The 22,481-nt window shown below is 73.8% G+C and carries 27 protein-coding genes; 8 read left to right on the top strand and 19 right to left on the bottom strand.

What is annotated here, in order from left to right:
• Positions 1–46: 46 nt before the first annotated feature.
• Both ACQP04_RS06280 and ACQP04_RS06275 read right to left on the bottom strand, forming a co-directional pair.
• Entirely contained in the window at positions 47–847 is an 801-nt protein-coding gene (locus ACQP04_RS06280) for a maleate cis-trans isomerase family protein (protein WP_433506113.1), read from the bottom strand.
• Between the two features lie 37 nt (positions 848–884).
• Positions 885–1,397, bottom strand: coding sequence for a DUF3830 family protein (locus tag ACQP04_RS06275; RefSeq protein WP_433506112.1), 513 nt, complete (start codon positions 1,395–1,397; stop codon positions 885–887).
• 123 nt (positions 1,398–1,520) lie between these two features.
• Here ACQP04_RS06275 and ACQP04_RS06270 point away from each other — a divergent pair, with 123 nt between their 5' ends.
• Complete coding sequence (locus ACQP04_RS06270; protein WP_433506111.1) at positions 1,521–2,489, top strand: D-2-hydroxyacid dehydrogenase; 969 nt, start codon at positions 1,521–1,523, stop codon at positions 2,487–2,489.
• Positions 2,486–3,880, top strand: coding sequence for an amidase (locus ACQP04_RS06265; RefSeq protein ID WP_433506110.1), 1,395 nt, complete (start codon positions 2,486–2,488; stop codon positions 3,878–3,880). The genes ACQP04_RS06270 and ACQP04_RS06265 overlap by 4 nt, the downstream gene beginning before the upstream one ends.
• A gap of 7 nt (positions 3,881–3,887) precedes the next feature.
• On the opposite strand, the gene tatB is transcribed toward ACQP04_RS06265, so the two are convergent.
• From tatB to sigE, 4 genes are all read right to left on the bottom strand, one after another.
• Positions 3,888–4,310, bottom strand: a complete 423-nt coding sequence (tatB, locus tag ACQP04_RS06260; protein ID WP_433506109.1) for a Sec-independent protein translocase protein TatB — start codon at positions 4,308–4,310, stop codon at positions 3,888–3,890.
• A 19-nt stretch (positions 4,311–4,329) separates the two neighbouring features.
• A complete protein-coding gene (locus ACQP04_RS06255) occupies positions 4,330–5,892 on the bottom strand; it encodes a S1C family serine protease (RefSeq protein WP_433506108.1) in 1,563 nt (520 codons plus the stop codon).
• A gap of 63 nt (positions 5,893–5,955) precedes the next feature.
• Entirely contained in the window at positions 5,956–6,711 is a 756-nt protein-coding gene (locus ACQP04_RS06250) for an anti-sigma factor family protein (protein WP_433506107.1), read from the bottom strand.
• A gap of 6 nt (positions 6,712–6,717) precedes the next feature.
• Complete coding sequence (gene sigE, locus ACQP04_RS06245; RefSeq protein ID WP_433506106.1) at positions 6,718–7,338, bottom strand: RNA polymerase sigma factor SigE; 621 nt, start codon at positions 7,336–7,338, stop codon at positions 6,718–6,720.
• A gap of 192 nt (positions 7,339–7,530) precedes the next feature.
• On the opposite strand from sigE, the gene ACQP04_RS06240 reads away from it, so the two are divergent.
• Positions 7,531–8,031 (top strand): O-methyltransferase, encoded by a 501-nt coding sequence (locus ACQP04_RS06240; protein WP_433506105.1) that lies wholly within the window; start codon positions 7,531–7,533, stop codon positions 8,029–8,031.
• Here ACQP04_RS06240 and glgC read toward each other — a convergent pair.
• Positions 8,028–9,257: a glucose-1-phosphate adenylyltransferase gene (gene glgC, locus ACQP04_RS06235; RefSeq protein ID WP_433508313.1), complete on the bottom strand. Its 1,230-nt coding sequence runs from the start codon at positions 9,255–9,257 to the stop codon at positions 8,028–8,030. The two genes, ACQP04_RS06240 and glgC, sit on opposite strands and share 4 nt — an antisense overlap.
• A gap of 239 nt (positions 9,258–9,496) precedes the next feature.
• Here glgC and glgA point away from each other — a divergent pair, with 239 nt between their 5' ends.
• A complete protein-coding gene (glgA, locus tag ACQP04_RS06230) occupies positions 9,497–10,657 on the top strand; it encodes a glycogen synthase (RefSeq protein WP_433506104.1) in 1,161 nt (386 codons plus the stop codon).
• 50 nt (positions 10,658–10,707) lie between these two features.
• Here glgA and ACQP04_RS06225 read toward each other — a convergent pair whose 3' ends face one another.
• Positions 10,708–11,262, bottom strand: a complete 555-nt coding sequence (locus ACQP04_RS06225; RefSeq protein WP_433506103.1) for a CGNR zinc finger domain-containing protein — start codon at positions 11,260–11,262, stop codon at positions 10,708–10,710.
• 76 nt (positions 11,263–11,338) lie between these two features.
• Here ACQP04_RS06225 and ACQP04_RS06220 point away from each other — a divergent pair, with 76 nt between their 5' ends.
• A complete protein-coding gene (locus ACQP04_RS06220; protein ID WP_433506102.1) occupies positions 11,339–11,560 on the top strand; it encodes a hypothetical protein in 222 nt (73 codons plus the stop codon).
• A gap of 43 nt (positions 11,561–11,603) precedes the next feature.
• On the opposite strand, the gene ACQP04_RS06215 is transcribed toward ACQP04_RS06220, so the two are convergent.
• The 11 genes from ACQP04_RS06215 to ACQP04_RS06165 form a co-directional block, all read right to left on the bottom strand.
• Positions 11,604–11,771: a DUF3117 domain-containing protein gene (locus ACQP04_RS06215; protein WP_081923922.1), complete on the bottom strand. Its 168-nt coding sequence runs from the start codon at positions 11,769–11,771 to the stop codon at positions 11,604–11,606.
• A gap of 171 nt (positions 11,772–11,942) precedes the next feature.
• A complete protein-coding gene (locus tag ACQP04_RS06210; RefSeq protein WP_433508312.1) occupies positions 11,943–12,518 on the bottom strand; it encodes a DNA-3-methyladenine glycosylase I in 576 nt (191 codons plus the stop codon).
• Positions 12,519–12,546: 28 nt separating this feature from the next.
• On the bottom strand, positions 12,547–13,020 hold the full coding sequence (locus ACQP04_RS06205; protein WP_433506101.1) for an SRPBCC family protein: 474 nt from the start codon (positions 13,018–13,020) through the stop codon (positions 12,547–12,549).
• Positions 13,017–13,370 (bottom strand): DivIVA domain-containing protein, encoded by a 354-nt coding sequence (locus ACQP04_RS06200; protein ID WP_433506100.1) that lies wholly within the window; start codon positions 13,368–13,370, stop codon positions 13,017–13,019. Before ACQP04_RS06200 ends, ACQP04_RS06205 begins: the two co-directional genes overlap by 4 nt.
• A 62-nt stretch (positions 13,371–13,432) precedes the next feature.
• On the bottom strand, positions 13,433–14,383 hold the full coding sequence (locus ACQP04_RS06195; protein ID WP_433506099.1) for a glucosyl-3-phosphoglycerate synthase: 951 nt from the start codon (positions 14,381–14,383) through the stop codon (positions 13,433–13,435).
• A 247-nt stretch (positions 14,384–14,630) separates the two neighbouring features.
• The gene (gene folP / locus ACQP04_RS06190) at positions 14,631–15,443 is read right to left on the bottom strand and encodes a dihydropteroate synthase (RefSeq protein ID WP_433508311.1); all 813 of its coding nucleotides are present in this window, start codon (positions 15,441–15,443) and stop codon (positions 14,631–14,633) included.
• A 65-nt stretch (positions 15,444–15,508) separates the two neighbouring features.
• Positions 15,509–16,132, bottom strand: a complete 624-nt coding sequence (locus ACQP04_RS06185) for a TIGR00730 family Rossman fold protein (RefSeq protein WP_433506098.1) — start codon at positions 16,130–16,132, stop codon at positions 15,509–15,511.
• The gene (locus tag ACQP04_RS06180; protein WP_433506097.1) at positions 16,132–16,899 is read right to left on the bottom strand and encodes a TIGR00730 family Rossman fold protein; all 768 of its coding nucleotides are present in this window, start codon (positions 16,897–16,899) and stop codon (positions 16,132–16,134) included. Before ACQP04_RS06180 ends, ACQP04_RS06185 begins: the two co-directional genes overlap by 1 nt.
• Before the next feature lie 37 nt (positions 16,900–16,936).
• Positions 16,937–18,010, bottom strand: a complete 1,074-nt coding sequence (gene dapE, locus ACQP04_RS06175; RefSeq protein ID WP_433506096.1) for a succinyl-diaminopimelate desuccinylase — start codon at positions 18,008–18,010, stop codon at positions 16,937–16,939.
• A 51-nt stretch (positions 18,011–18,061) separates the two neighbouring features.
• On the bottom strand, positions 18,062–18,484 hold the full coding sequence (locus tag ACQP04_RS06170; protein ID WP_433506095.1) for an SRPBCC family protein: 423 nt from the start codon (positions 18,482–18,484) through the stop codon (positions 18,062–18,064).
• The gene (locus tag ACQP04_RS06165; protein WP_433506094.1) at positions 18,481–18,810 is read right to left on the bottom strand and encodes an ArsR/SmtB family transcription factor; all 330 of its coding nucleotides are present in this window, start codon (positions 18,808–18,810) and stop codon (positions 18,481–18,483) included. Before ACQP04_RS06165 ends, ACQP04_RS06170 begins: the two co-directional genes overlap by 4 nt.
• Positions 18,811–19,964: 1,154 nt before the next feature.
• Here ACQP04_RS06165 and ACQP04_RS06160 point away from each other — a divergent pair.
• From ACQP04_RS06160 to ACQP04_RS06150, 3 genes are read left to right on the top strand one after another with little or no spacing between them, the layout of a single operon-like run.
• A complete protein-coding gene (locus tag ACQP04_RS06160; protein WP_433506093.1) occupies positions 19,965–20,522 on the top strand; it encodes a helix-turn-helix domain-containing protein in 558 nt (185 codons plus the stop codon).
• A 29-nt stretch (positions 20,523–20,551) separates the two neighbouring features.
• Positions 20,552–21,487 (top strand): 2,3,4,5-tetrahydropyridine-2,6-dicarboxylate N-succinyltransferase, encoded by a 936-nt coding sequence (gene dapD / locus ACQP04_RS06155; RefSeq protein ID WP_433506092.1) that lies wholly within the window; start codon positions 20,552–20,554, stop codon positions 21,485–21,487.
• A gap of 56 nt (positions 21,488–21,543) precedes the next feature.
• Complete coding sequence (locus ACQP04_RS06150) at positions 21,544–22,479, top strand: CHAD domain-containing protein (RefSeq protein WP_433506091.1); 936 nt, start codon at positions 21,544–21,546, stop codon at positions 22,477–22,479.
• The last annotated feature ends 2 nt before the right edge of the window (positions 22,480–22,481 follow it).

The raw sequence follows: 22,481 nt of genomic DNA, 5'->3' as shown, positions 1-22,481 counted from the left end.
GGGCCGGGCAGGTTGTCGACAATCGTACAAGCCCGCCCCGGCCGGGTCACGCCACCGAGCGCTGCAACGGGACCTCGAGCAGCCGCCCGCCGCCCACGGCCTGCCGGCCGATGGCGCGCAGCGAAGCCCACATCGTGACCTGGTTCGCCGTGATCACCGGCTTGCCCAGGGCCTGCTCGAGGGGCTCGATGATGTCGTAGGTGGGGAGGTTGGTGCAGCTGATGAACAGCGCGTCGGCCTCGGGCCGGTCGACCGCCTTGACGATCGACACCACCTGCTCGTAGCCGACCCGCCAGATGTTGCCGAGCAGCCCGAGACCCTCGCTCGCGACCGTGCTGATCCCGCTGTCGGCGAGATAGGCCACGAGCCGGTCGGTCACCGCGGCGATGTACGGCGTGGCGATGGCCAGGTTCTGCACGCCGAGCAGGTGCAGGGCGTCGACCAGGGCACCGCTGGTGGTCGTGGCCTCCGGGGCGCCCGCCTCGATCATCGTCCGGCGGAGCACGAACTCGCCCGCCACGCCGCTGACGAAACTGCCCGACGTGCACGCGAACGTCACCACGCCGGGCCGCGGCGTGAGCACGTCCCGGGTCGCCCGCCGCACCGCCCGCCGGTCGCCGACCGCGACGGCCATCTCGACCGTGACCGGCGTGGTGAAGAACGGCAGCCGGGTCAGGTACAGCGAGACGTCGTCGGGCGCCCAGCGCCAGAGCTCGCGGTCCAGCGCGAAGTCGAACGGCGCGACGACCCCGACGCCGGGGGTGTCGTCGCTCGCCTCGTCGACGCCCGACCCGGCGCCGTGACCGGCGTCCGGGTCGACCAGACCGACGGAGAGTTCAGCGGGCATCGTGCCACTCCACTCGAACGCTCCGAGCAGTGATGTCCTACTCGGAGGAACCCTCGGGCAGCCGCTCGTACACGAGCCGCTCCCCCACGCTGCCGGACCGCCACACGTCGTGGCACGCCTCCGCCATCGCCGGCAGATTCTCCACGATCGTGGCGTAGACGTTGCCGGGGACCCATCCCACGTCGCCGTTGAGCAGGAGGTTGTTCCGGCCGTAGAAGATCGCCAGGTCGATACCGCCGGCGGCCTGGTCGATGTCCTGGTCCTCCTTGAAGGAGGCGTCGAGCATGCCGCCGTGGAAGTCGAAGTAGCAGACGTCGCCCGGGATGGGGGTGACCGTCGGGTTCTCCTGGCCGATGGCCGGTCCGAACCGCGGGACGATCGAGTAGACCTCGTTGCGGGCGTACTTCGCGTGCTGCGCCGGACCGCCCAGCGGGCCGTCGGCCAGCGCCTCCCAGACCGCGGCGGTGGTCCGCGGGGCCTCCTTCTCGAGCAGCTCGGCCACGCAGGACACGCCGCGGCGCTCGAGGCTGATCCGGATGAACTTGGGCAACGCACACACCTCATACGGCGACAGGCAGCAGGACACCTCCGCACAGGACGCGGATTGTTGACAATCATACGAGCGCTTCCTAGCGTGTCAATCGCCTCCCCCGCTTCCGGAAGGATCTTCGGCGTGCCCGTTCCCGCAGGTCAGCCCATCATCGCCGTGCTGACCGGAGACGACCCACCGATCGGCCTCGACGAGCGCGCGGAGGGCGCCGAGATCCGTCTCGCCGGCCCGTCCGAGCTGGCCGGGGCGTTGTCGGGGGCGGACGTCCTGCTCGTCTGGGACTTCCTCTCCCCCGCCGTGCCCGACGCGTGGCGCGCCGCCGACACCGGCGCCGTCCGCTGGGTCCACACGGCCAGCGCCGGCGTGGACAAGGTCACGTTCCCGGAGATCCTCGAGCACCCCGCGCAGATCACGAACGCCCGCGGGGTCTTCGACCGGCCGATCGCGGAGTACGTCACCGGCGTGGTGCTGGCCTTCGCCAAGGACCTGCCGACCACGCTGCGGCTGCAGGGCCGCCGCGAGTGGCGGCACCGCGAGACGTCCACGGTGCACGGCCGCACGGCCGTCGTGGTCGGCAGCGGGCCGATCGGGCGGGCCATCGCGGACATGCTCGGCGCCGTCGGACTGCGCACCGAGCTCGTCGGCCGCCGGGCCGCCGAGGGCGTGCACGCCTTCGACGCGCTGCCCGGGCTCCTGCCCTCCGCCGACGTCCTCGTGCTGGCCGCCCCGCTCACCGACGCCACCCGCGGGATGCTCGACAAGGCCGCGCTGGACCTGCTGCCGGACACGGCCCGGGTGGTCAACGTCGGCCGCGGGGGCCTCGTCGTCGAGCAGGACCTCGTCGCCGCGCTGCAGGGCGGCCGGATCGCCGGCGCCGCGCTCGACGTGTTCGAGACCGAGCCGCTGCCCCCCGACTCGCCGCTGTGGGAGATGGAGAACGTGATCGTCTCCCCGCACATGTCCGGCGACGTCGTGGGGTGGCGGGGCATGCTGATGGACCAGTTCCTGGAGAACCTCGCGCGCTACCGGACGGGCGAGCCGCTGCACAACGTCGTCGACAAGAGCCTCGGATACGTGAAGGGCACCTCGTGAGTACTGCTGATCTCTCCGCCACCGAGCTGCTGGCCGGCTACGAGAAGGGCGAGATCTCCCCGGTCCAGGCCACGCAGGACGCGTTGGACCGCATCGAGGAGCACAACTCCAAGGTCAACGCGTTCACTCTGGTCGACGCGGACTCGGCGCTGGCCTCCGCCCGCGAGTCGGCGGAGCGGTGGAAGGCGGGCACGCCGGTCGGCCCGCTCGACGGCGTGCCGACCTCGATCAAGGACATCCTGCTCACCAAGGGCTGGCCGACCACCCGCGGCTCGTGGGTCGCCGAGCAGCCCGAGCCGTACGACGTCGACGGCCCGCCGGTCGCGCGAGTGCGCGAGGCCGGTGCCGTGCTGCTCGGCAAGGTGACCACGCCGGAGTACGCGTGGAAGGGCGTCACGGACTCGCCGCGCTGGGGCGTGACCACCAACCCCTGGGACGCCACGAAGACCGCGGGCGGCTCCTCCGGCGGCTCCTCCGCGGCAGTCGGGCTCGGGATGGGGGCGCTGTCGCTCGGGACGGACGCCGGCGGCTCGGTCCGGATCCCCGCCGCGTTCACCGGCACGGTCGCGCACAAGTCGACCTACGGCCGCGTCGCCCACCACCCGGGCAGCCCGTTCGGCACGCTGGCCCACGTCGGGCCGATGACCCGCACCGCGCTCGACGCCGCCCTGCTGCTCGACGTGATCGCCGGGTTCGACGCTCGCGACCCCTGGCTCCTCGACGCGCCGCCCCGCCCCTACGCCGAGCAGGCGACGGACGGCGTCGCGGGCCTGCGGATCGCGATCAGCCCCACCCTCGGGTACGTGGACGTTCACCCGGACGTGAAGTCCGCCTTCGAGGCCGCCACCGAGGTGTTCGCGCGGCTCGGGGCGACCGTCGAGCGCGCGGACCCCGGGTTCTCGGACTGCGTGGAGCCCTTCCACGTGCTCTGGTTCGCCGGCGCGGCCAAGTGCCTCGAGCCGTACTCCGCCGAGCAGCGGTCGCGGATGGACCCGGCACTGGTGGAGATCGCCGAGCAGGGGGCACGGTACTCCGCGACCGACTTCCTGGGCGCCATGGCGGTGCGCAACGACATGGGCTCGCTGATGGGCGGCTTCCACCAGGAGTACGACCTGCTGCTCACCCCGACGCTGCCGATCCCGGCGTTCGAGGGCGGGCGCGAGACGCCCTCCGGCCGGGGACGCTGGACGAGCTGGACCCCGTTCACCTACCCCTTCAACATGACCCAGCAGCCGGCCGCGAGCGTGCCGTGCGGGTTCACGGGCGAGGGGCTGCCGGTGGGCCTGCAGATCGTCGGTCCGCGGCACGCCGACGGCCGGGTCCTGGCCGCCGCCCACGCCTACGAGCAGGCCACCGACCACCACAAGCAGGTCCCGACCCTGCTCAGGTGACCCGCGGTCAGGTGGCGTCGGGGTCGATCGGGGGGCGCTCGTCGGGGGCGAGCCGTTCGACCGGTCTCGCCGCCGGCGGGGCCGCGGGGCCGCTGTCGCCCGTGCCGCCGTGGGATCCGTTGCTGCCGTTGGAGCGCAGGTTGTTCATGCCCAGCGGGTCCGGGTCGTCGTCGAAGAGGGTGCGGCGCACGGCGGTGCGGGGGTTGAAGTTGCGCAGGCCGCGCAGGTCCTCGAGCGGCTTGCGCAGCTCGTCGAACTCCGGGCCCAGCTCGTTGCGCAGCTTCGTCTGCGCGCCGGTGGCGTACTCGCGCACCTGACGGACCGTCTTGCCGAGCCACGCCGCGGCGGACGGCAGCCGCTCGGGGCCGAGGATGAACAGCCCGGCCACGACGAGGACGAGGATCTCTCCCCAGCCGACGCTGTCGAACACGGGGCCAGCCTACGCGGTGTCAGTCCGACGCCAGCGTGGCGTTGACCGTCAGCGGCCGCCCGTCCCGCACGAGCTGGACCGGGACGACGTCGCCGGGGTTCTTCTCGCGCACCGCCACGATCAGCTCGTCGGCCCCCGCGATGTCCCGGTCGCCGACCTTGACGATCACGTCGCCCTCGACGATCCCGGCGCCTGCGGCCGCCCCGCCCGCCACCACGTTCTGCACCTGTGCGCCGTCGGCCTGCCCGTCCGTCACCGAGCGGACGTTGACGCCGAGGTCGGCGTGCGTGACCCGGCCGGTCCGGATGAGCTCCTCGGCGATGGTGCGCGCGGTCTCGATCGGGATGGCGAAGCCGAGCCCGATCGAGCCGCCCTCGGACTGCCCCGAGCCGCCCAGGCTGCGGATCGCCGTGTTGATCCCGACGACGGCGCCGGTCGAGTCCACGAGCGCGCCGCCGGAGTTGCCGGGGTTGATCGCCGCGTCCGTCTGCACGGCGTCGATGACCGCGACGTCGTTGCCGTCGCCGTCGAGCCGGACCGGGCGGTCGAGTGCGCTGACGATGCCGGTGGTGACGGTCCCGGCCAGCCCCAGCGGCGAGCCGATCGCGATCACCGCGTCGCCGACCGCGAGCGACCCGGAGGACCCGAACTGGGCGACGGTCGGGTTCGTGACCTGCACCTTCACCACGGCGAGATCGGTCTTCGGGTCGCGGCCGACGATCGCGGCCGGCGCCCGGCTGCCGTCGCTGAACACGGCCTGGACGGTCGAGCCCTGCGCGTCGGCGGCGGGCGCGACGACGTGGTTGTTGGTGAGGATGTAGCCCGCCGGGTCGATCACCACCCCGGAGCCGGTCCCGCCCTGCTGGCCCACCTTGATGTCGAGCGAGACGACGGCGGGGAGCACCCGGGCGGCGATGTCCGAGACCGAGCCGGGCGGCCGTTCCTTGCCCTCGGTGGTCGTGGTGAGCGTGGCGCCGGGCTCGGTGAGCGAGTTCGCGCCCTCCGCGGTGTACCGGCCGACCAGACCGCCGAGCGCGCCGATCAGGAGCGCGAGCACGCCGAGGATCGCCAGCGCCTTGGGCTCGACGCGACGGCCGAACAGCACCTCCCGGACGCTGAGCCGGGCCCCTGGTCCGGGCTCGGCCGCCGGTGCCGCGTCACCCGCGGGCGGCGGGCCGAGCTCGACGGGGCTCTCCGGGCGCCGCCACGGGTCCTCCCGGCCGTCCGTGCCGGCGGCGTCGCCGGTGGGCCAGAACGCGTCGTCGTCCCCGGGGCGCTCGCCGGTGGGGCAGGGCGGGCGCTGCAGGGTGGGGGCGTCGGCGCCGGGGCGGCCGAACGCGCTGGCCAGCGCCGCGGTGGGCGCGGGGGCGAGGGTGGAGCGGGCGCGCCCGTTGGTGGCGCCGCGGTCGGCGAACGCACCCTCGACGCCGTTGGGGCGGCCGAAGACCTCCGCGGAGTCCGGGTCGACGGCGGGCCGGTCCAGGCCGCGGGACCCCAGCCGGGGCGGCTCCTCCCGGGGCGGCCCGGCGGGGTCCTCCCCGCTCGTCCCGCGCTCGTCGGCCGGGTCCTGCGCGTCGCTCATGGTGCGGACCAGCCTGCCCGACGGGCGGTGAAGTCCGCGTAGCCGGGCAGGATCACTCCGCGATCAGCGCTCGGTGCGTGGCTCGCTCGCCGGTGCGGGCGGGGTCGTCGGGGTCGGCGCCGCGGACGGCGCCGTGCTGTTCCGGATCGCCGCGGGCTGGAAGGTGGCGCCCGTGTCGAGCCGGGCCGCGCCCTCGGAACCGGCCGAGCCGCCCAGCACGCTGCCACCGAGCACGCCGCGCTCGGGCTGGGCCGGTGCGCCGGGGGCGACGGCGGACGAGGGCAGCACGCCGAAGGCGAGCGCGCCGAGCGCGAGGCCCGACGCCGCGGCCGCGCCCACGCGCAGCCGCCGCCCGCGCGAGGCGGGCAGGTGCCCGCCCGCCAGGCCGGCCGGCCCGGCGAGGCGGCCGGTCAGGTCGGGGGTGCGCCGCACCGAGGAGGCGGGCGGCGTGGTGGACGGGCGGGCCTGCGCGTCGGGCATCCGCTCGGGACGCAGCACCGACACCATCTGACCGTCCGCCGTCATGGCGAGACCGGGCGGCGGGGGCGGCAGCTCGGCCTCCTGCGGGATGTTCCGCAACATCGAGAGCAGGGAGGAGGGCATGTGCGGCTCGTCGGCCGTCCGCAGGGCCGAGCGCACCTGGCGCTGGGCGACCACCTCGGCGGCGCACTCCCCGCAGGAGGCGACGTGGGCGGCGGCCCGCTCGTGCGCGGCGAGGGAGAGCTCGTCGTCGACGAAGGCCACCACCGCATCCTGCGACAGGTGGTCGACACCCCAGTTCGGGGCGCTCCGTCCGAACCTCCGACGCGCGTCGGCCATGAACTCCTACCTCTCCCCGGCCGCCACCAGCTCGCGACCCTCCGTGCTCTCCGTGCCCTCCAGCGCGCGGCGACGCTCGATCGCCTGACGCAGCGCCGCCCGTCCGCGGTGGATCCTGCTTCTCACGGTACCCAGCTTCACCCCGAGGGTGGCGCCGATCTCCTCGTACGAGAGGCCCTCGACGTCGCAGAGCACGACCGCGGCGCGGAACTCCGGCGCCAGCTCGTCGAGCGCGGCCTGCAGCGTGGGGTCCAGGTGCGTGGCGGAGAACACGTCCTCGGGCTCGGGGCCGCCGCCGGGCAGGCGGTCGGTGTCCTCGGGCAGGCCCTCCATGCGCAGCCGGGCGCGGCGGCGGACCATGTCGAGGAACAGGTTCGTGGTGATGCGGTGCAGCCAGCCCTCGAACGTGCCGGGGCGGTAGTTGGCGAGTGAGCGGAACACCCGGATGAAGGTCTCCTGGGTGAGGTCCTCCGCGTCGTGGGGGTTGCCCGTGAGCCGGTAGGCGAGCCGGTAGACCCGGTCCGCGTGCTCCCGGACGACCTCGTCCCAGCTCGGCGGGGTCCAGTCGGACCCGTCGGCGGGACCCGACGCGTCGTCGAATCCCACGGTGGCCGGTCGGTCGGTCATGGCGGGGAGCGCACCTCCTGCGGCGGGTCGTGCCGTCCGGTCAACGTCGGGCCGGCGGGGATGGTTCCCGGCCCCGGCGCGGGACCGACGACCCCGGTCCCACGCCACCACCATGACGGACCCCGGTGACAGGAGCGTGATAGTCGTCTGAGAAGAACCTGTGAACCCGCGCGACCAGTATGTTCTTCGACCATGACCGCCGGTGAGAGCACTGCGGCCGACACAGGCACCCTCCTCGCCTTCCTGGCCGCGACGACGGAGGCCCGTGCCGTGGTGGAGATCGGCACCGGCTCGGGCGCGAGCGGGCTGCACCTGCTGCGCGGGATGGTGCCCGGCGGCACCCTCACCACGATCGACGTGGACCCCGAGCTGCAGCGCACGGCCCGCCGCTCCTTCCTCGACGCGGGGCACTCCCCCGGCCGGCTCCGGCTGATCAACGGGCTGGCGCTCGAGGTGCTCCCCCGGCTCACGGACGGCGGCTACGACCTCGTGGTGGTCCACGCCCACGACGGGGACGCGGGCGCCTACCTCGCCGAGGCCGTCCGGCTGCTGCGCCCGGGGGGCGTGGTCGTGCTGGCCGACGCCGAGGACCCGGACCTGCGCGAGACCGTCCGGGCCGCCGAGGAGGGCGAGCAGCTCGTGTCCGCGGTCCTCCCGCTGGCCGGGGGCCTGCTGGTGGCGACGCGCCGCTAGAGCGCGGTCACGCCCTTCCCCAGCACGACGACCCCGCCGGGGCTGACGGTGTAGCGCGCCCGGTCCAGGGCCAGGTCCACGCCGATCAACGCCCCGTCCGGCACCACGACGTTCTTGTCCAGGATCGCCCGGCGCACCACCGCGCCCCGCCCGATCCGCGCACCCGGCAGCACGACCGAGTCCGAGACCTCCGCGCCGTTCTGCACCGTGACGCCGGGGCTGACCGTGGACCGGCGCACGATGGCGCCGGAGATGATCGTGCCCGCGCCGACGATGGAGTCCTGCGCGATGCCGCCGTCGACGAACTTGGCCGGCGGCAGCGGCGGCGTGGCCGTGCGGATCGGCCAGCGCATGTTGTAGAGGTTGAAGACGGGGTGGATGCTCACCAGGTCGGTGTGCGAGTCGTAGTAGGCGTCGATCGTCCCGACGTCCCGCCAGTAGCCCGAGTCCCGGTCCGTCGCGCCCGGCACGACGTTGTCGGCGAAGTCGTAGACGTGCGCGTCCCCGTCCTTGACCATGCGCGGGATGATGTCGCCGCCCATGTCGTGGTCGGAGTCGCCGTCCTCGGCATCGGCGCGCAGGGCGTCGATCAGGGCGTCCGTGGTGAACACGTAGTTGCCCATCGAGGCGAACGTGACCTCGGGGTCGTCCGGCACGTGCGGCGGGTCCGACGGCTTCTCCAGGAAACCGACGATCTTGCCGCTCTCGTCCGAGTCGATGCAGCCGAAGGCCTTGGCCTCCACCCGCGGCACCCGGATCCCCGCGACCGTGACGCCCGTGCCGGTGGCGATGTGCTGGGCGATCATCTGGCTCGGGTCCATGCGGTACACGTGGTCGGCGCCGAAGACCGCGATGTAGTCCGGCCGCTCGTCGTAGACGAGGTTGAGGCTCTGGAAGATCGCGTCGGCGCTGCCGGTGTACCAGCGCCGGCCGAGCCGCTGCTGCGCCGGGACGGTGGTGATGTACTGCCCCAGCACGCTCGACAGCCGCCAGGTCGTGGAGATGTGCCGGTCGAGCGAGTGCGACTTGTACTGGGTGAGCACGCAGATCTGATGGATCCCGGCGTTGACCAGGTTCGACAGCACGAAGTCGATCAGTCGGTAGTTGCCGCCGAACGGCACCGCGGGCTTCGCCCGGTCCGCCGTCAGCGGCCAGAGCCGCTTGCCCTCACCCCCCGCCAGGACGATGCCCAGGACGTTGGCGGGCATCCCACCCGGAGCCAGCATCCGCGAGGAGGTCGTCACGCTGTCCCCCGTCCCTCGTCGCACCGCGGTCCCTCGGTCGGGACCACCGTCGACGGTCCTGCCGGCCGCCCTGTCGGCGCCGGGGCGTCTCGAGCCTGAACCCTAGTGCGCCAGGGGTGTACCCGGCCATACGGAGGCCTACGCGAGCGGGCTCTCCGGTCGGGAGGGAACGGACTCCTCCGTGCTGTGCCGGGGCCGATCTACCGATAGCGTGTGGCCGCGTGCGGATCGGTCTGCTCACCCGCGAGTACCCCCCGGACGTCTACGGCGGGGCCGGGGTGCACGTCGCCCATCTCGTGCCGGCGCTGCGCGCGCTGGTCGACGTCGACGTCCACTGCTTCGGCTCCCCCGACGGGCCGCCGCGCGACGGCGTCCGGGCCTATCCGACGCCCGGTGGGCTCGCCGGGGCGAACGCCGCGCTGCAGACGCTGGGCACCGACCTGACGATGGTCGCGGGCGTCGAGGGCGCGGACATCGCGCACTCGCACACCTGGTACGCCAACATGGCCGGTCACCTCTCCAAGACCCTCTACGGCATCCCGCACGTGGTCACCGCGCACTCGCTGGAGCCGCGGCGGCCGTGGAAGGCCGAGCAGCTCGGCGGCGGGTACGCGCTGTCGTCCTGGGTCGAGAAGACCGCCTACGAGGCCGCCGACGCCGTCATCGCGGTCAGCGAGGGCATGCGCCGGGACGTCCTGGAGTGCTACCCCGCGCTCGACCCCACGCGGGTCCACGTGGTGCACAACGGGATCGACACGGACTTCTACCGGCCCGACCCCGGCCGGGAGGCGCTCGCCTCGAACGGGGTGGACCCGGGCCGGCCGAGCGTGGTGTTCGTCGGCCGGATCACCCGGCAGAAGGGCCTGGCACACCTCATCGCCGCGGCGCACGAGGTCGCGGAGGAGGCGCAGATCGTGCTCTGCGCGGGCGCGCCGGACACCCCGGAGATCGCCGAGGAGACCGAGAAGGCGGTCGGCGAGCTGGCCGCCTCCCGGCCCGGCGTGATCTGGGTGCGGCGGATGCTGGGAACGGCCGAGGTCCGGCAGCTGCTGTCCGCTGCCACGGTGTTCGTGTGCCCCTCGGTGTACGAGCCGCTGGGGATCGTGAACCTCGAGGCGATGGCGTGCGGCACGGCGGTCGTGGCCTCGGACGTCGGCGGCATCCCCGAGGTCGTGGCCGGCGGCGAGACCGGGCTGCTCGTGCACTACGACGAGAACGGGGTCCCGGCCTTCCGCAGCGGCCTCGCCGCCGCGATCAACGAGCTGGTGCGCGACCCGGAGCGGGCCGCGGCGATGGGCCGGGCCGGGCGCGAGCGGGCGGTGCGGGAGTTCGCCTGGTCCACCGCCGCCGAGCGCACGGTCGCCATCTACCAGGCGCTGTAACCGCGCGAGTCGCGCTCCCGCCTCGCGCGAGTCGGTCCGGCGGGCGGCGCTCAGCGGGCGGAGCGCTGGCGCGCCCGGTGCGCGGCGACCGCGGACCGGTTGGCGCAGGACGGGGAGCAGTAGCGCCGGGCGGCGTTACGGGAGGTGTCCGCGAAGACCCGCTCGCACCCGTCGGCGGCGCACCGGCCGTGTCGGTCGAGGCCGTACTCCGAGAGCAGCATCGCGAGGGCGAAGGCCGTGGTGGAGCGGACGCGGTCGAGCACGGCCGCGTCGGGCGGCGAGTAGTGCAGGTGCCAGCCCTGCCCGTCGTGCTGGGTCAGGTGCGGCCCGATCCGCACGTCCGTGAGCAGCGCGTTCACCGCGGCCGCCGCGGTGTCGAGGTCCTCGGCGTCGAAGACGGAGCGCAGCCGCCCGGCCCACCCCCGCAGGTCGGGCTCGACGGACGCGGGCGCCCGGCCGGCGATGTACCCGTGCTCCACCAGGACGCGGCGCAGCTGGTCCGGCGGCGCGGCCTCCTCGACGGTGCCGCGCGGCGGCGCGGTCACGGTGTTGACGAGCGCGACGGCCGCGCCGAGTGCGTCACTTCGGTAACCGATGAAATCCACTGGCCTCTTACACCTGCTACCCTCGACGAGTAAGCCGTCAACGACGGATGCATATTACCGAATCGAGGGAACCCTCATGCGCTGTGCGCAGTGCGGACGGACCGCAGGCGCCACGACGTTGTCCACGCACCACACCTCGGAGGGCTGGGTGCGCTACGTGCGATGCGCCTGCGGGGCGGTGTCGATCGAGATGCTGACGATCCCGGCCGAGCCGGAGCCCGTCTTCCCGGGCGAGCCGGGCACGGTCGCGGGCGCGTCGGGGCTGCGGATCCGCGACCTGCACGCGGTCCGGGCCTGACGAGACCCGGACCGCCACGGTCGGCCCGTGCGGGCAGCGGGCCTCAGCCCGTCGCGCCGCGCAGGGCCTCGCCGAGGTTCTCGGCCTCCTCGGGTGTCATCTCGACGACGAGGCGGCCGCCGCCCTCGAGCGGCACCCTCATCACGATGCCCCGGCCCTCCTTGGTCACTTCCAGGGGTCCGTCGCCGGTCCGGGGCTTCATCGCCGCCATGTCCTGCTCCCTCCGTCTGTCGTCTCGTGCAGGGCGCCGATGCGCTGGGGAGCGCGCACAGGCGGGATGGTGGCCCTCATTCTTCCCCATCGCGGATCTCGACACGCAACCGAGGCGATCAATCGTGTGGCGTTCACCCAGCGCAACCGGCCTGTCGCTGATCGCGCAGGGCTAGTCCGGGGTGGACGCGGGGCTCTCCGGAGCGGCCGGTCCGGCGGCCCGGAAGCAGTCCGCGACGTGGTCGTCGACCAGCCCGGCCGCCTGCATCAGCGCGTAGCACGTGGTGGGTCCGACGAACCGGAACCCGCGGCGCTTGAGCTCCTTCGCCATGGCCTTCGACTCCGGCGTGACGGCCGGGACCTCGGCGAGCGTGGCCGGGCGGGCGTGCTCGGCGGGGGCGAAGGACCAGAGCAGCTCGTCGAGCGGGGTGTCCAGCGCGAGCACCGCGCGGGCGTTGGCCAGCGTGGCCTCGATCTTGGCGCGGTTGCGCACGATCCCCGCGTCGCCGAGCAGGCGCGCGACGTCGCTGTCCCCGAACGCGGCGACGGCGGCGGGGTCGAAGTCGGCGAACGCCTTCCGGAAGTGCGGCCGCTTGCGCAGGATGACCAGCCAGGACAGTCCGGACTGGAACGCCTCGAGGGTGAGCCGCTCGAACATCGCCCGCTCGCCGTGCAGCGGGAAGCCCCACTCCTCGTCGTGGTAGACGACGTAGTCGGGCGCGGAGGTCGCCCAGCCGCAGCGGCTCATCCCATCGGACGCGGTCACGGGCGGCACGCTACGCGGCGGGTCCGACGGTTTCGGCCAGCCGGGCCAGCCGGCGCAGCGACAGCCGGAACCCGGCGGCGGTCACCGGCCTGACGAGCGGCCAGCCGAGCGCCCCCAGCCGGCCGAACGGCAGCTCCAGGCCCTCGGTCCACGTGAAGCGGCAGCGGTCCGCGCCCTGCGCGGCCACGACGAACGAGCTGTCCCCGGTCACGACGAGCCCGGTGTGCCGGACGTCGACCCGTCCGCCGCCCTCCGGGGCGGGCTCGAACGCCGTGACGGTCATGGTGTCGACGACCCCGACGTCCCCCACCCCGGTCACGGCCAGGACGACGGATCCCGGGGTCCGGCCGTCGCCGGACACCACCCGCACCCGGGTGGCGAGGATCCACTCCCGCTGCCGCTCCCAGTCGGTGACGAGGTCCCAGACGGTGGCGGCCGGCGCGGCCACGTCGACGGCGACGACCAGGTCGCGACGGGTCCTCACCGGTCCCCCTCCGCACGCGGCCGGGCGGCCTCGAGCTCGTGCACCCGCAGGGCGAGGGCGTCGCGCTCGTCGGTCACCCGGTCCCGCTCGTCGGTGAGCCGGTCGAGCTCCTCGGCCAGCCGGTCGAGCACCCAGTCGACCTCGCCCATCCGGTAGCCGCGCAGCGCCTGCTGGAAGCGCAGGTCGCGGACGTCGTCCCCGCGGACGGCCTCGGCGGGCAGCCGCGTGGGCGTGGCGCCCGGGGCGAGCGGGGCCAGCTCCTCGCCGCGGCCGAACACCAGCCCGGCGAGCACGAACACCACCGCCGCCACCACCGCGACGACGAGCAGGTAGATGAGCGCGGTCCCCACCCGGGCATCACATCACGGGCGGGGACGGCGCGCGAGCAGACCCGCGGTGGGGCCGGTCGCGCTCAGGCGACCTGGTCCGGGGCCGCGACGAGCGTGCGCATCGGCGGCCGCTCGGTGGGGTCGAGCTCCCGGCTGTTGGGCACCCACTCCCCGCCGACCTGCACGAACTGGGTGAGCGCGGCGCCCGTGTCCGGCAGCCCGGAGCGCCGGAGGGCCGTGGCCGTGATCTGTCGCGACATCACCCCGAGGTCCATCAGGTTGCGGTTGCGGTGCTTGCGCACGCCCAGGTTGACCTGCGCGATCGCGTCGAGCCCGAGGGAGGAGACGGTGTCGAGCAGCAGCCCGATCTCCACCCCGTAGCTGGTGGCGAACGGGACCGACTCGAGCAGCTCGCGGGTGCCGGCGTACTCGCCGCCGAGCGGCTGCACGATGCCGGCGAGCTCGGGCCGCAGCGCGGAGAGCAGGGGGCGCGCGACGAGCTCGGTGACCCTGCCGCCGCCGTGCTCCAGGGACTCCGCGTCGCTCACCTCCAGCCGCAGCGGGCGCCGGTAGAAGCCCTTGACCAGGTGGACGCCGCCGGCCAGCAGCAGCGGGCCGAGCAGCGACGGCACGAACCCCGGGTCGAAGTCGACCAGGTCCGAGTCGATGAAGCAGATGACGTCGCCGTCCGTGGCGGCCAGCGAGCGCCAGAGCACCTCGCCCTTGCCCGGGACCGGCTCGAGATGGGGGACGACGTCCGTGCGCAGCGCGACGCGCGCGCCGTTCGCACGGGCGATCGCGATGGTGTCGTCGGTCGACCCGGAGTCCATGACCAGCAGGTCGTCGACCAGGGGCCGGTCGCCCTCGGTGAAGGGCCGGATGCCGGCGACGATCGCCCCGATCGTCGCCTCCTCGTTCAGCGCGGGGAGCACGACGGAGACCTTCCGGCCGCGCTTCGCGGCGATCAGGTCGTCGACGGTCCAGTCGGGCGTCTGCCAGGTGCGACGGGCGAACCAGTCCTCGGTGATGGGCATCATGGTTCTCCTCGGGTGCGTCTCGGGCGTGGTCTACGCGGGGGACGGACGGACAACTCGATGGAGCGGGCCGGGCACAGCGAAGGGGTGGGCTTCCGGCTGTTCCGATTAGTTCTGGTTCCGATTACTGCAGAGGTATCAGCAGGTTACGGGGCAGTTAAGAGCATCGATTCGGTTCCGGGAACGGCGTGGCGTGAAGCCTCAAACCATTCTTCCGGGTGATTCGGGTCCCTTTCCTCGCCCGTTCCTACGCCAGGGCCCGCACCGTGCGAGCAGGGGTCCGGGTACCCCGTATCGAGGCGACCATGTCGAGCACCCGCCGCGTCTCCGCGACCTCGTGCACCCGGAACACCCGCGCCCCCGCCGCCGCGGCCAGCGCCGTGGCCGCCAGCGTGCCCTCCAGCCGGCCGTCCACGTCCGCGCCGAGCGTCTCGCCCACGAAGTCCTTGTTCGACAGGGCCATCAGCACCGGCCAGCCGGTCGCGACCAGGGTGTCGCAGTGCCGCAGCAGGGCGAGGCCGTGCCAGGTGTTCTTGCCGAAGTCGTGCGTCGGGTCCACGAGGATCCCCTCACGGGGCACGCCGAGCGCGACCAGCCGCTCGGCCTGGCGGGTCACCTCCGCGACCACGTCGGCGACGACGTCGGCGTAGCGGACCCGGTGCGGCCGGCGGCGGGGCACGGCTCCGCCGGTGTGCGAGCAGACGATCCCGACGCCCGTCTCCGCGGCCACCTCGGCCAGCATGGGGTCGGCGCCCTGCCAGGTGTCGTTGAGCAGGTCGGCACCCTCCGCGACGGCCAGCCGCCCCACCTCACCGCGCCACGTGTCCACGCTGATCACGACGTCCGGGTGCCGTGCCCGCACCGCGGCCACGAACGGCACGACGCGCCGGACCTCCTCGTCGATGTCGACGACGGCGCCGGGGCCCGCCTTGACCCCGCCGATGTCGACGACGTCCGCGCCCTCGGCGACGGCGGCGTCGACCCGGGCCAGCGCGGCGTCGTCGGCGAAGGTGGCGCCGCGGTCGTAGAAGGAGTCCGGCGTGCGGTTGACGATCGCCATGACCAGCGCCCGGTCGCCGGCCGGGGTGCGGGTGCCGAAGCGCAGCGGCGGGAGGACGGGCGTGCTCACGCCTGCGATCGTGACACGGATGCGCGGCCGACGGCGGCGGCCGCGGGCCCGCAGGCCTCGAGCGCCTCGTCGACCGTGCGCGCCACGACGATCCGCTCCAGCGGCGCCCGGCTCGCGAACCCGCCCTCGACCAGCCCGGACACCCAGTCGAGCAGGCCGGTCCAGTGTCCGTCGGGGTCGAGCACGACGACCGGCTTGCCGTGCAGCTCGAGGGACCCGGCGGTCCACACCTCGAACAGCTCCTCGCAGGTCCCGATCCCGCCGGGGAGGGCGAGGAAGGCGTCGGCGTGCGCCTCCATCAGGGCCTTGCGCTCGCGCATGGTCTCGGTGACCAGCAGCTCGTCGGAGTCGTGGTCGGCCCACTCCCGCTCCACCATCGACCGCGGGATGACGCCGACGGTGCGCGCGCCGCCCGCCCGCGCGGCCAGCGCGACGGCGCCCATCATGGAGCGCCGGCCGCCGCCGGACACGAGCGTCCACCCGCGCGCGGCGATCGCGGTGCCGGTCTCGGCGGCGAGGTCCAGGTAGCGCTGCGGCACCCCGTCGGAGGATCCGCAGTAGACGCAGACCGAGTGCGGGTCGCGCCCGCCCCGCCGGATCGCCGTCCCGTCGACCGCCATCAGTGCGCCTCCTCCCAGGCCCGGTAGGCCTCGTGCACCACCTTCACGGCGTCGTCGACGTCGTCCGTGAGGTGCAGGAGGGCCAGGTCCTTCTCGCCGATCTTCCCCGACTCGAGCACGGGCCCGGAGATCCAGTCGTAGAGGCCCTGCCAGTAGTACCGGCCGAGCAGCACGACCGGGAACTTGGTGACCTTCTTCGTCTGCACGAGGGTGAGCGCCTCGAACAGCTCGTCGAGCGTGCCGAAACCGCCGGGGAGGCAGACGAACGCCTGGGAGTACTTGACGAACATCGTCTTGCGGACGAAGAAGTACCGGAAGTTGATGCCGAGGTCGACCCAGTCGTTGAGGCCCTGCTCGAACGGCAGCTCGATGCCGAGCCCGACCGACAGCCCGCCCGCCTCCTGGGCGCCCTTGTTGACCGCCTCCATCGCGCCCGGCCCGCCGCCGGTGATCACGGCGTAGCCGGCCTCGGCGAGCGCGGTGCCCAGCGCGCGCCCGGCGGCGTACTCGTGGTGGTCGCGCGGGGTGCGCGCCGAGCCGAAGACCGTGACGGCGCGGGGCAGCTCGGCGAGCATGCCGAAGCCCTCGACGAACTCCGCCTGGATCCGCATGACCCGCCACGGGTCGGTGTGCACCCAGTCGGTGGGGCCGCGCGAGTCGAGCAGGCGCTGGTCGGTCGTCGTGGGCTCGATCTTCTGCTCGCGGCGCAGCACGACCGGTCCGCGCAGCCTCTCGTCCGGGCGGGACCCGGACCCGTTGGCGCTCATGAACGCCAGCGTACGGAGCGGGTGTGAACGCCCGGGGTCAGGTCAGGAAGGTCCGCAGCACGTCCCTGCAGCGGGCGATGACCCTGACGTCGACGTGCTCGTCGCGGGTGTGGGCGAGGTTGGGGTCGCCGGGCCCGTAGTTGACGGCCGGGATCCCGAGGGCGGCGAAGCGGGCGACGTCCGTCCAACCGAACTTGGCACGCGCGGTCGCGCCCGTGGCGGCCAGGAACTCCTGGGCCGCCGGCTGCGCCAGGCCCGGCAACGCCCCCGGCGACGAGTCGGTGAGCGTGACGTCGAATCCGTCGAGGACCTCGCGCACGTGCTGCTCGGCCTGCTCGACGGACCGGTCCGGCGCGAACCGGAAGTTGACGGTGACCACGCACTCGTCCGGTACGACGTTGCCCGCGACCCCGCCCGCGATGCGCACGGCCTGCAGGCCCTCGCGGTACTCGCAGCCGTCGATGTCCACCCGCCGCGGGTCGTAGCCGCCGAGCCGCCGCAGGACCTCGCCGGCGTGGTGGATCGCGTTGTCCCCCAACCAGGACCGCGCGGAGTGGGCCCGACGGCCGCTCGTCCGGACCTCGACGCGCAGGGTGCCCTGGCAGCCGGCCTCGACCTCGCCGTCCGTGGGCTCGCCGAGGACGGCGAGGTCGGCCGCGAGCCAGTCCCGGTGGTCGCGCTCGAGGCGGCCGAGGCCGTTGCGGACCGCCTCCACCTCCTCGCAGTCGTAGAACACGAGGGTGAGGTCGTGCCGCGGCTCGGTGATCGTGGCGGCGAGGTGGGCGAACACCGCGTCGCCGGCCTTCATGTCGCTCGTCCCGCAGCCGTAGAGGAGGTCGCCCTCCCGGCGGCTCGGCACGTTGTCCGCGATCGGCACGGTGTCGAGGTGCCCCGCGAGCAGGACCCGCCGCTCGCGGCCGAGGTTCGTGCGGGCGAGCACCGCGTCGCCGTCGCGGAGGACCTCGAAATGCGGCGCCTGGGCGCGCAGGGCGGCCTCGACGGCGTCGGCCAGCGCCCGCTCCTCCCCGGACACGCTGGCCACGTCGACCAGCGCGGCGGTCAGCGCGGCGGGGTCCGCGGTCAGGTCCAGGGCGACGGTCGGAGCGCTCACGCGCCCTACTGTTCCACGGCGGTCAGGGTGTCCGCCGTCTCCCCACGGGCGTCACGGCGCGGTGTCCGCCGTCTCCTCCACGAGCGCGGCCAGCCGCGGCAGCACCTCGTCCCGCCAGCCCGGACCCATGCGGTCGAACGCGAAGCGGCCCTGCCGGTCGTCGAGGTCGAAGCCGGAGTGCTCCAGGATCAGCCGGGTCCCGCGCCCCTCCGGCACCAGCGTCCAGGTGAGCGTCCAGGTGCCGTTGAACGTGTAGACGAACCGCTCCGGCTCGCGGACCTCCAGGACCTCGCAGGCCACGTTGCCCCAGCCCGGCATCTGCAGGGTGAAGCGGTGCCCGACCTCGGCCGCGACGTCGCCCGGCGCCCACCACCGCGCCAGCAGCTCGGGCTGGGTCAGCGCCCGCCACACCTTCGCGGGCGGTCCGGCGACGAACTGGTCCACGGTCACGGCCGCGATCAGGCTGCCCTTCATCGGTCCTCACTCTCGTCCGGCATCTCGTTCTCCACGAACTCGGCGAGGTCCTTCAACCGACCGCGCCAGTAGTGCTCGAAGGGCGCGAGCCACTCGCCGATCCCGGCCAGCGGCCCGGGCTCCAGGTGGTAGTGCCGCTCCCGCCCCTTCGCCTCGTCCCGCACCAGCCCGGCGCGCCGCAGCACGCCCAGGTGCTCGGCGACCGCAGGCCGGCTCAACGCGAACTCCCCCGCGAGGGCCCCCGCCGTCCGCGGGCCCTCCTTCAGCAGCTCCAGCAGCCGCCGGCGCACGGGGTTCGCCAGCGCGAGGAAGACGTCGTCGGGCACGGGCGCCAGTATGCGTCGGGAGGTTCCGACATGTCAACTCGTTCCGACGCTTCGGAGCTCTCCGGCGAGCTCGTCGGTGGGCGACGGTGCGACCAGGGGTCGTCGGACGACATTTGCAGTGCACGCGCATCCGCGGGGGCGTGCGACTGCAGTGCTCGGGTATTCGCGAGTACGACTACCGTGCTCGCGAATTCGCGGTGCCTTGGGCCGCAATGCCCGCGTATCCGCGGGTGCGTGGTGCAGTGCTCGCTTATCCGCGGGTGCGTGGTGCAGTGCTCGCATATCCGCGTACGGTCGGCGAGGACGCCGTACGCCCGAGTCGGGCGCCGTGCCGCACACCAACGGCCGCCCGACGAGCGCAGCTCACCCAGGCGCAGGCCGGACCCTTTGAGAACGACATGTGCAATGCTCGCGCGTTCGCGTGCGGACTGAGCGAGGAAGTCGGCTGCGCGGACGAGAAGAATCACCGCGCCCACGGAAAGGCTGCACCTGAGGATCGACGCCCGAGGTGCGCAGGGAGATCGCACCGCGAGCCGGACGCACGGAAGGGAACTATCCCGAACCGTGACGCCCAGTGGGTCCGGAAGAGCCACCCCCTCCCGCACGCATATCCGCAAGCATTGCGAATGTTCCTGGCCGCACCCTTGACCGACCACTCGAGGACCACCCGGCCGTTACTGAAACGCGCACATCGACAAGGGTCGCAAAGATCTCCGGCCACACCCCTGATCGGCGAACTCAAGGAGCTGCCCGGCTGCCCCCGAGAACGCATATAGGCGAGCATTGCAAATATCTCTGCTGCACCTCTGACCTGCAGTTCAAGGAGCCATCCGCCGGCCAGCAGCACGCATATCGGCGAGCATTGCAAAGGTCTCCAGCCACACCCTTGACCTGCATATTCGAGGTGCCACGCGGCCACCGGCGACATACAGAAACCCGGATTGCACACCCAACGCGGATAACGCAAGCAGTGCAAAGGTCTCTCCCAGCGGATCCGACCCCACGGGGAGCACCACATTCGGCGATGTACACGACCCCGACAGAATCCGCGGCACCCCGCCGGCGGTCACCATGACGATCCACACCCCGCGGCACTCATCCACAGTGCACTCGTCACCCTGTCCGCGGCCTGCCACGACCAGCACAGTCGACCCATGAGCGACGCACCCGAGTCAGCGCCCGATCAGCCCGACCCCGGCACGGAAACCCCACGACGTCCACCGCCCGGCTCACTCGACGTGTCCGGGCTGGTCCGAGCCGTCCGCCGCCGGGCCGATCTGAGCCAGCGCGAACTCGCGCAGAAGGCCGGCGTCGCCGTCTCCACCGTCGGGCGGATCGAGGCGAGGCGGCTCGTCCCGACCGTCGCGGCGCTGGAGCGGCTGCTGGCGCTCGCGGGTCTCGCCCTGGTCGCCGTCGACGAGCGGTACGTGCTCGTGGAGCCGCAGCGTGACGTCCCGCGGGACGGGATGCGCGACGGCGCCGGCCGGCGCTACCCGGCGCACCTCGACGTGATCGTGCAGCCGGGCTCGGGCGAGTGGTGGGGCTACAAGTACGGGCTCGCGGGCCCTCCGGAGACCTACCACCGCAGCCGCGCGTACCGGGACAACCAGCGTCGGCGCTTGCAGTGGGAGACGCGGGTGAAGCAGTTCCGGACCGCGCGGCGGCCCCTGACCGCCGAGGAGTGGCTGCGGCGGCACCCGGAGGAGGGTTGACGGAGGCCGGACGGTTACATTCGACGCCCGTGAGCACCGAGTTCCGCACCGATCCCGCCTCCGGCACCGGCCTGGCCACCGTCACGGCCGACGGGACCGTCCTCGACGTCTGGTACCCGGCCCCCGCGCTGGGCACGGACGCCCCCGACACCTCGGCCGACCTGACGCCGCTCGCCGGCGAGGACGCGGACCGCGGGGTCACGCTGCAGGTGGTGCGCACCGAGATCGGCTCGCTCGCCGACAAGCCGGTCGACGCCGCGGACGTCTACCTGCGCCTGCACCTGCTGTCCGGGCGGCACGTCCGCCCGCACGAGGTCAGCCTCGAGGGCCAGTTCGGGCTGCTCGCGAACGTCGCGTGGACCAACTTCGGCGCCTGCGCCGTCCCCGGCTTCGAGCTCGTCCGGGCCAAGCTCCGCACGCGCGGCCCGGTCACCGTGTACGGCGTGGACAAGTTCCCGCGCATGGTCGACTACGTGCTCCCCTCGGGCGTCCGGATCGCCGACGCCGACCGCGTCCGGCTCGGCGCCCACCTCGCCGAGGGCACCACCGTGATGCACGAGGGCTTCGTCAACTTCAACGCCGGCACGCTGGGCTCGTCGATGATCGAGGGCCGGGTCTCGGCCGGGGTCGTCGTCGGCAACGGCTCGGACGTCGGCGGCGGCGCCTCGATCATGGGCACGCTCTCCGGCGGCGGCACCGCGATCATCTCCATCGGCGAGCGCTGCCTGCTCGGCGCCAACGCCGGCATCGGCATCTCCCTGGGCGACGACTGCGTGGTCGAGGCCGGGCTGTACGTCACCGCCGGCACGAAGGTCGCCCTGCCGGACGGCACGTCGGTCGCCGCGCGAGGCCTCTCCGGCCAGAACGGGCTGCTGCTGCGCCGCAACAGCGTCTCCGGCGCCGTGGAGGCCCTCCCCCGCACCGGCCAGGGCATCGCGCTCAACGAGGACCTGCACAAGAACTGACGGCCGACGGGCACCGGGGCCGGCGTGTTCATCTCCGTCGGCTACGGTGCCCGCTCGTGTCCGCTCCCAGCACGTCCCCGCTCGCCTTCACCGGCGCCGGCCTGCCGGCCCCGCTGACGGCCGCGCCGTCGGACTCGCCGGTGCACCACGTCCGCGCCGCCCTCGACCTGCGGCTGCGGGCCCTGCTCGCGCACGACCCGGGCACCCGGGACGGCGGCGACATCGAGGACCTGCACCAGATGCGGGTCGCGGTGCGGCGGATGCGCGCGGCGCTCAAGGCGGCCCGCCCGCTGCTCGACCGGGCCTGGGCGGACGGGCTGCGGGCCGAGCTGGGCTGGCTCGGCCGCGCCCTCGGGCCGGTCCGCGACCTGGACGTACTGCTGCTGCGCCTGCGCGGCGAGATCGCGACCCTGCCCGAGCGGGAGCGCGCGGCCGGCGCGCAGCTCGTCGCCTCGCTCGACGCGGAGCGCGAGACCGCCCGGGCGGCGATGCTGGCCGTGCTGGAGTCCGGGCGCTACCGGGCCCTGCTCGAGCGGCTGGCCGACGCGATCCGGCTGCCGCTGCCCACGCCGTCGGCCACCCAGGCGCAGCCCGAGCTGATCGATCTGGTGCGCGCGGAGGTGCGGCGGCTGCGCAAGGCGGTGCGCCGCGCCGGGGACGACCCGCCGGACCAGACGCTGCACGACCTGCGGATCCTCGGGAAGCGGGTGCGCTACACCGGCGAGCTGGTCGAGCCGATGCTCGGCGCGCGGGTGAAGCGGCTGCTCAAGGCCACCGCGGGGCTCCAGGAGGTGCTCGGCGACCACCAGGACGCCTGCGTGGCCGAGGAGCGGATCCGCGGCCTGCTCGACGGCCTCGGCGACTACCCCGACGCGCACGTCGTGTTCGTGGCGGGCCGGCTCGTGGAGCGTGAGCGGGCCCGGGCGACCGAGAAGCGCGGCGAGTGGTGGGCGGCGTGGGAGCACGTCGCCGCCCGCGCCGCCGAGATCTGAGA

The sequence above is a fragment of the Pseudonocardia halophobica genome, from assembly GCF_050948485.1.
In the GTDB taxonomy this organism is placed as follows: Bacteria; Actinomycetota; Actinomycetes; order Mycobacteriales; family Pseudonocardiaceae; genus Pseudonocardia; species Pseudonocardia halophobica.
This window is presented reverse-complemented; position numbering and strand designations above follow the sequence as displayed.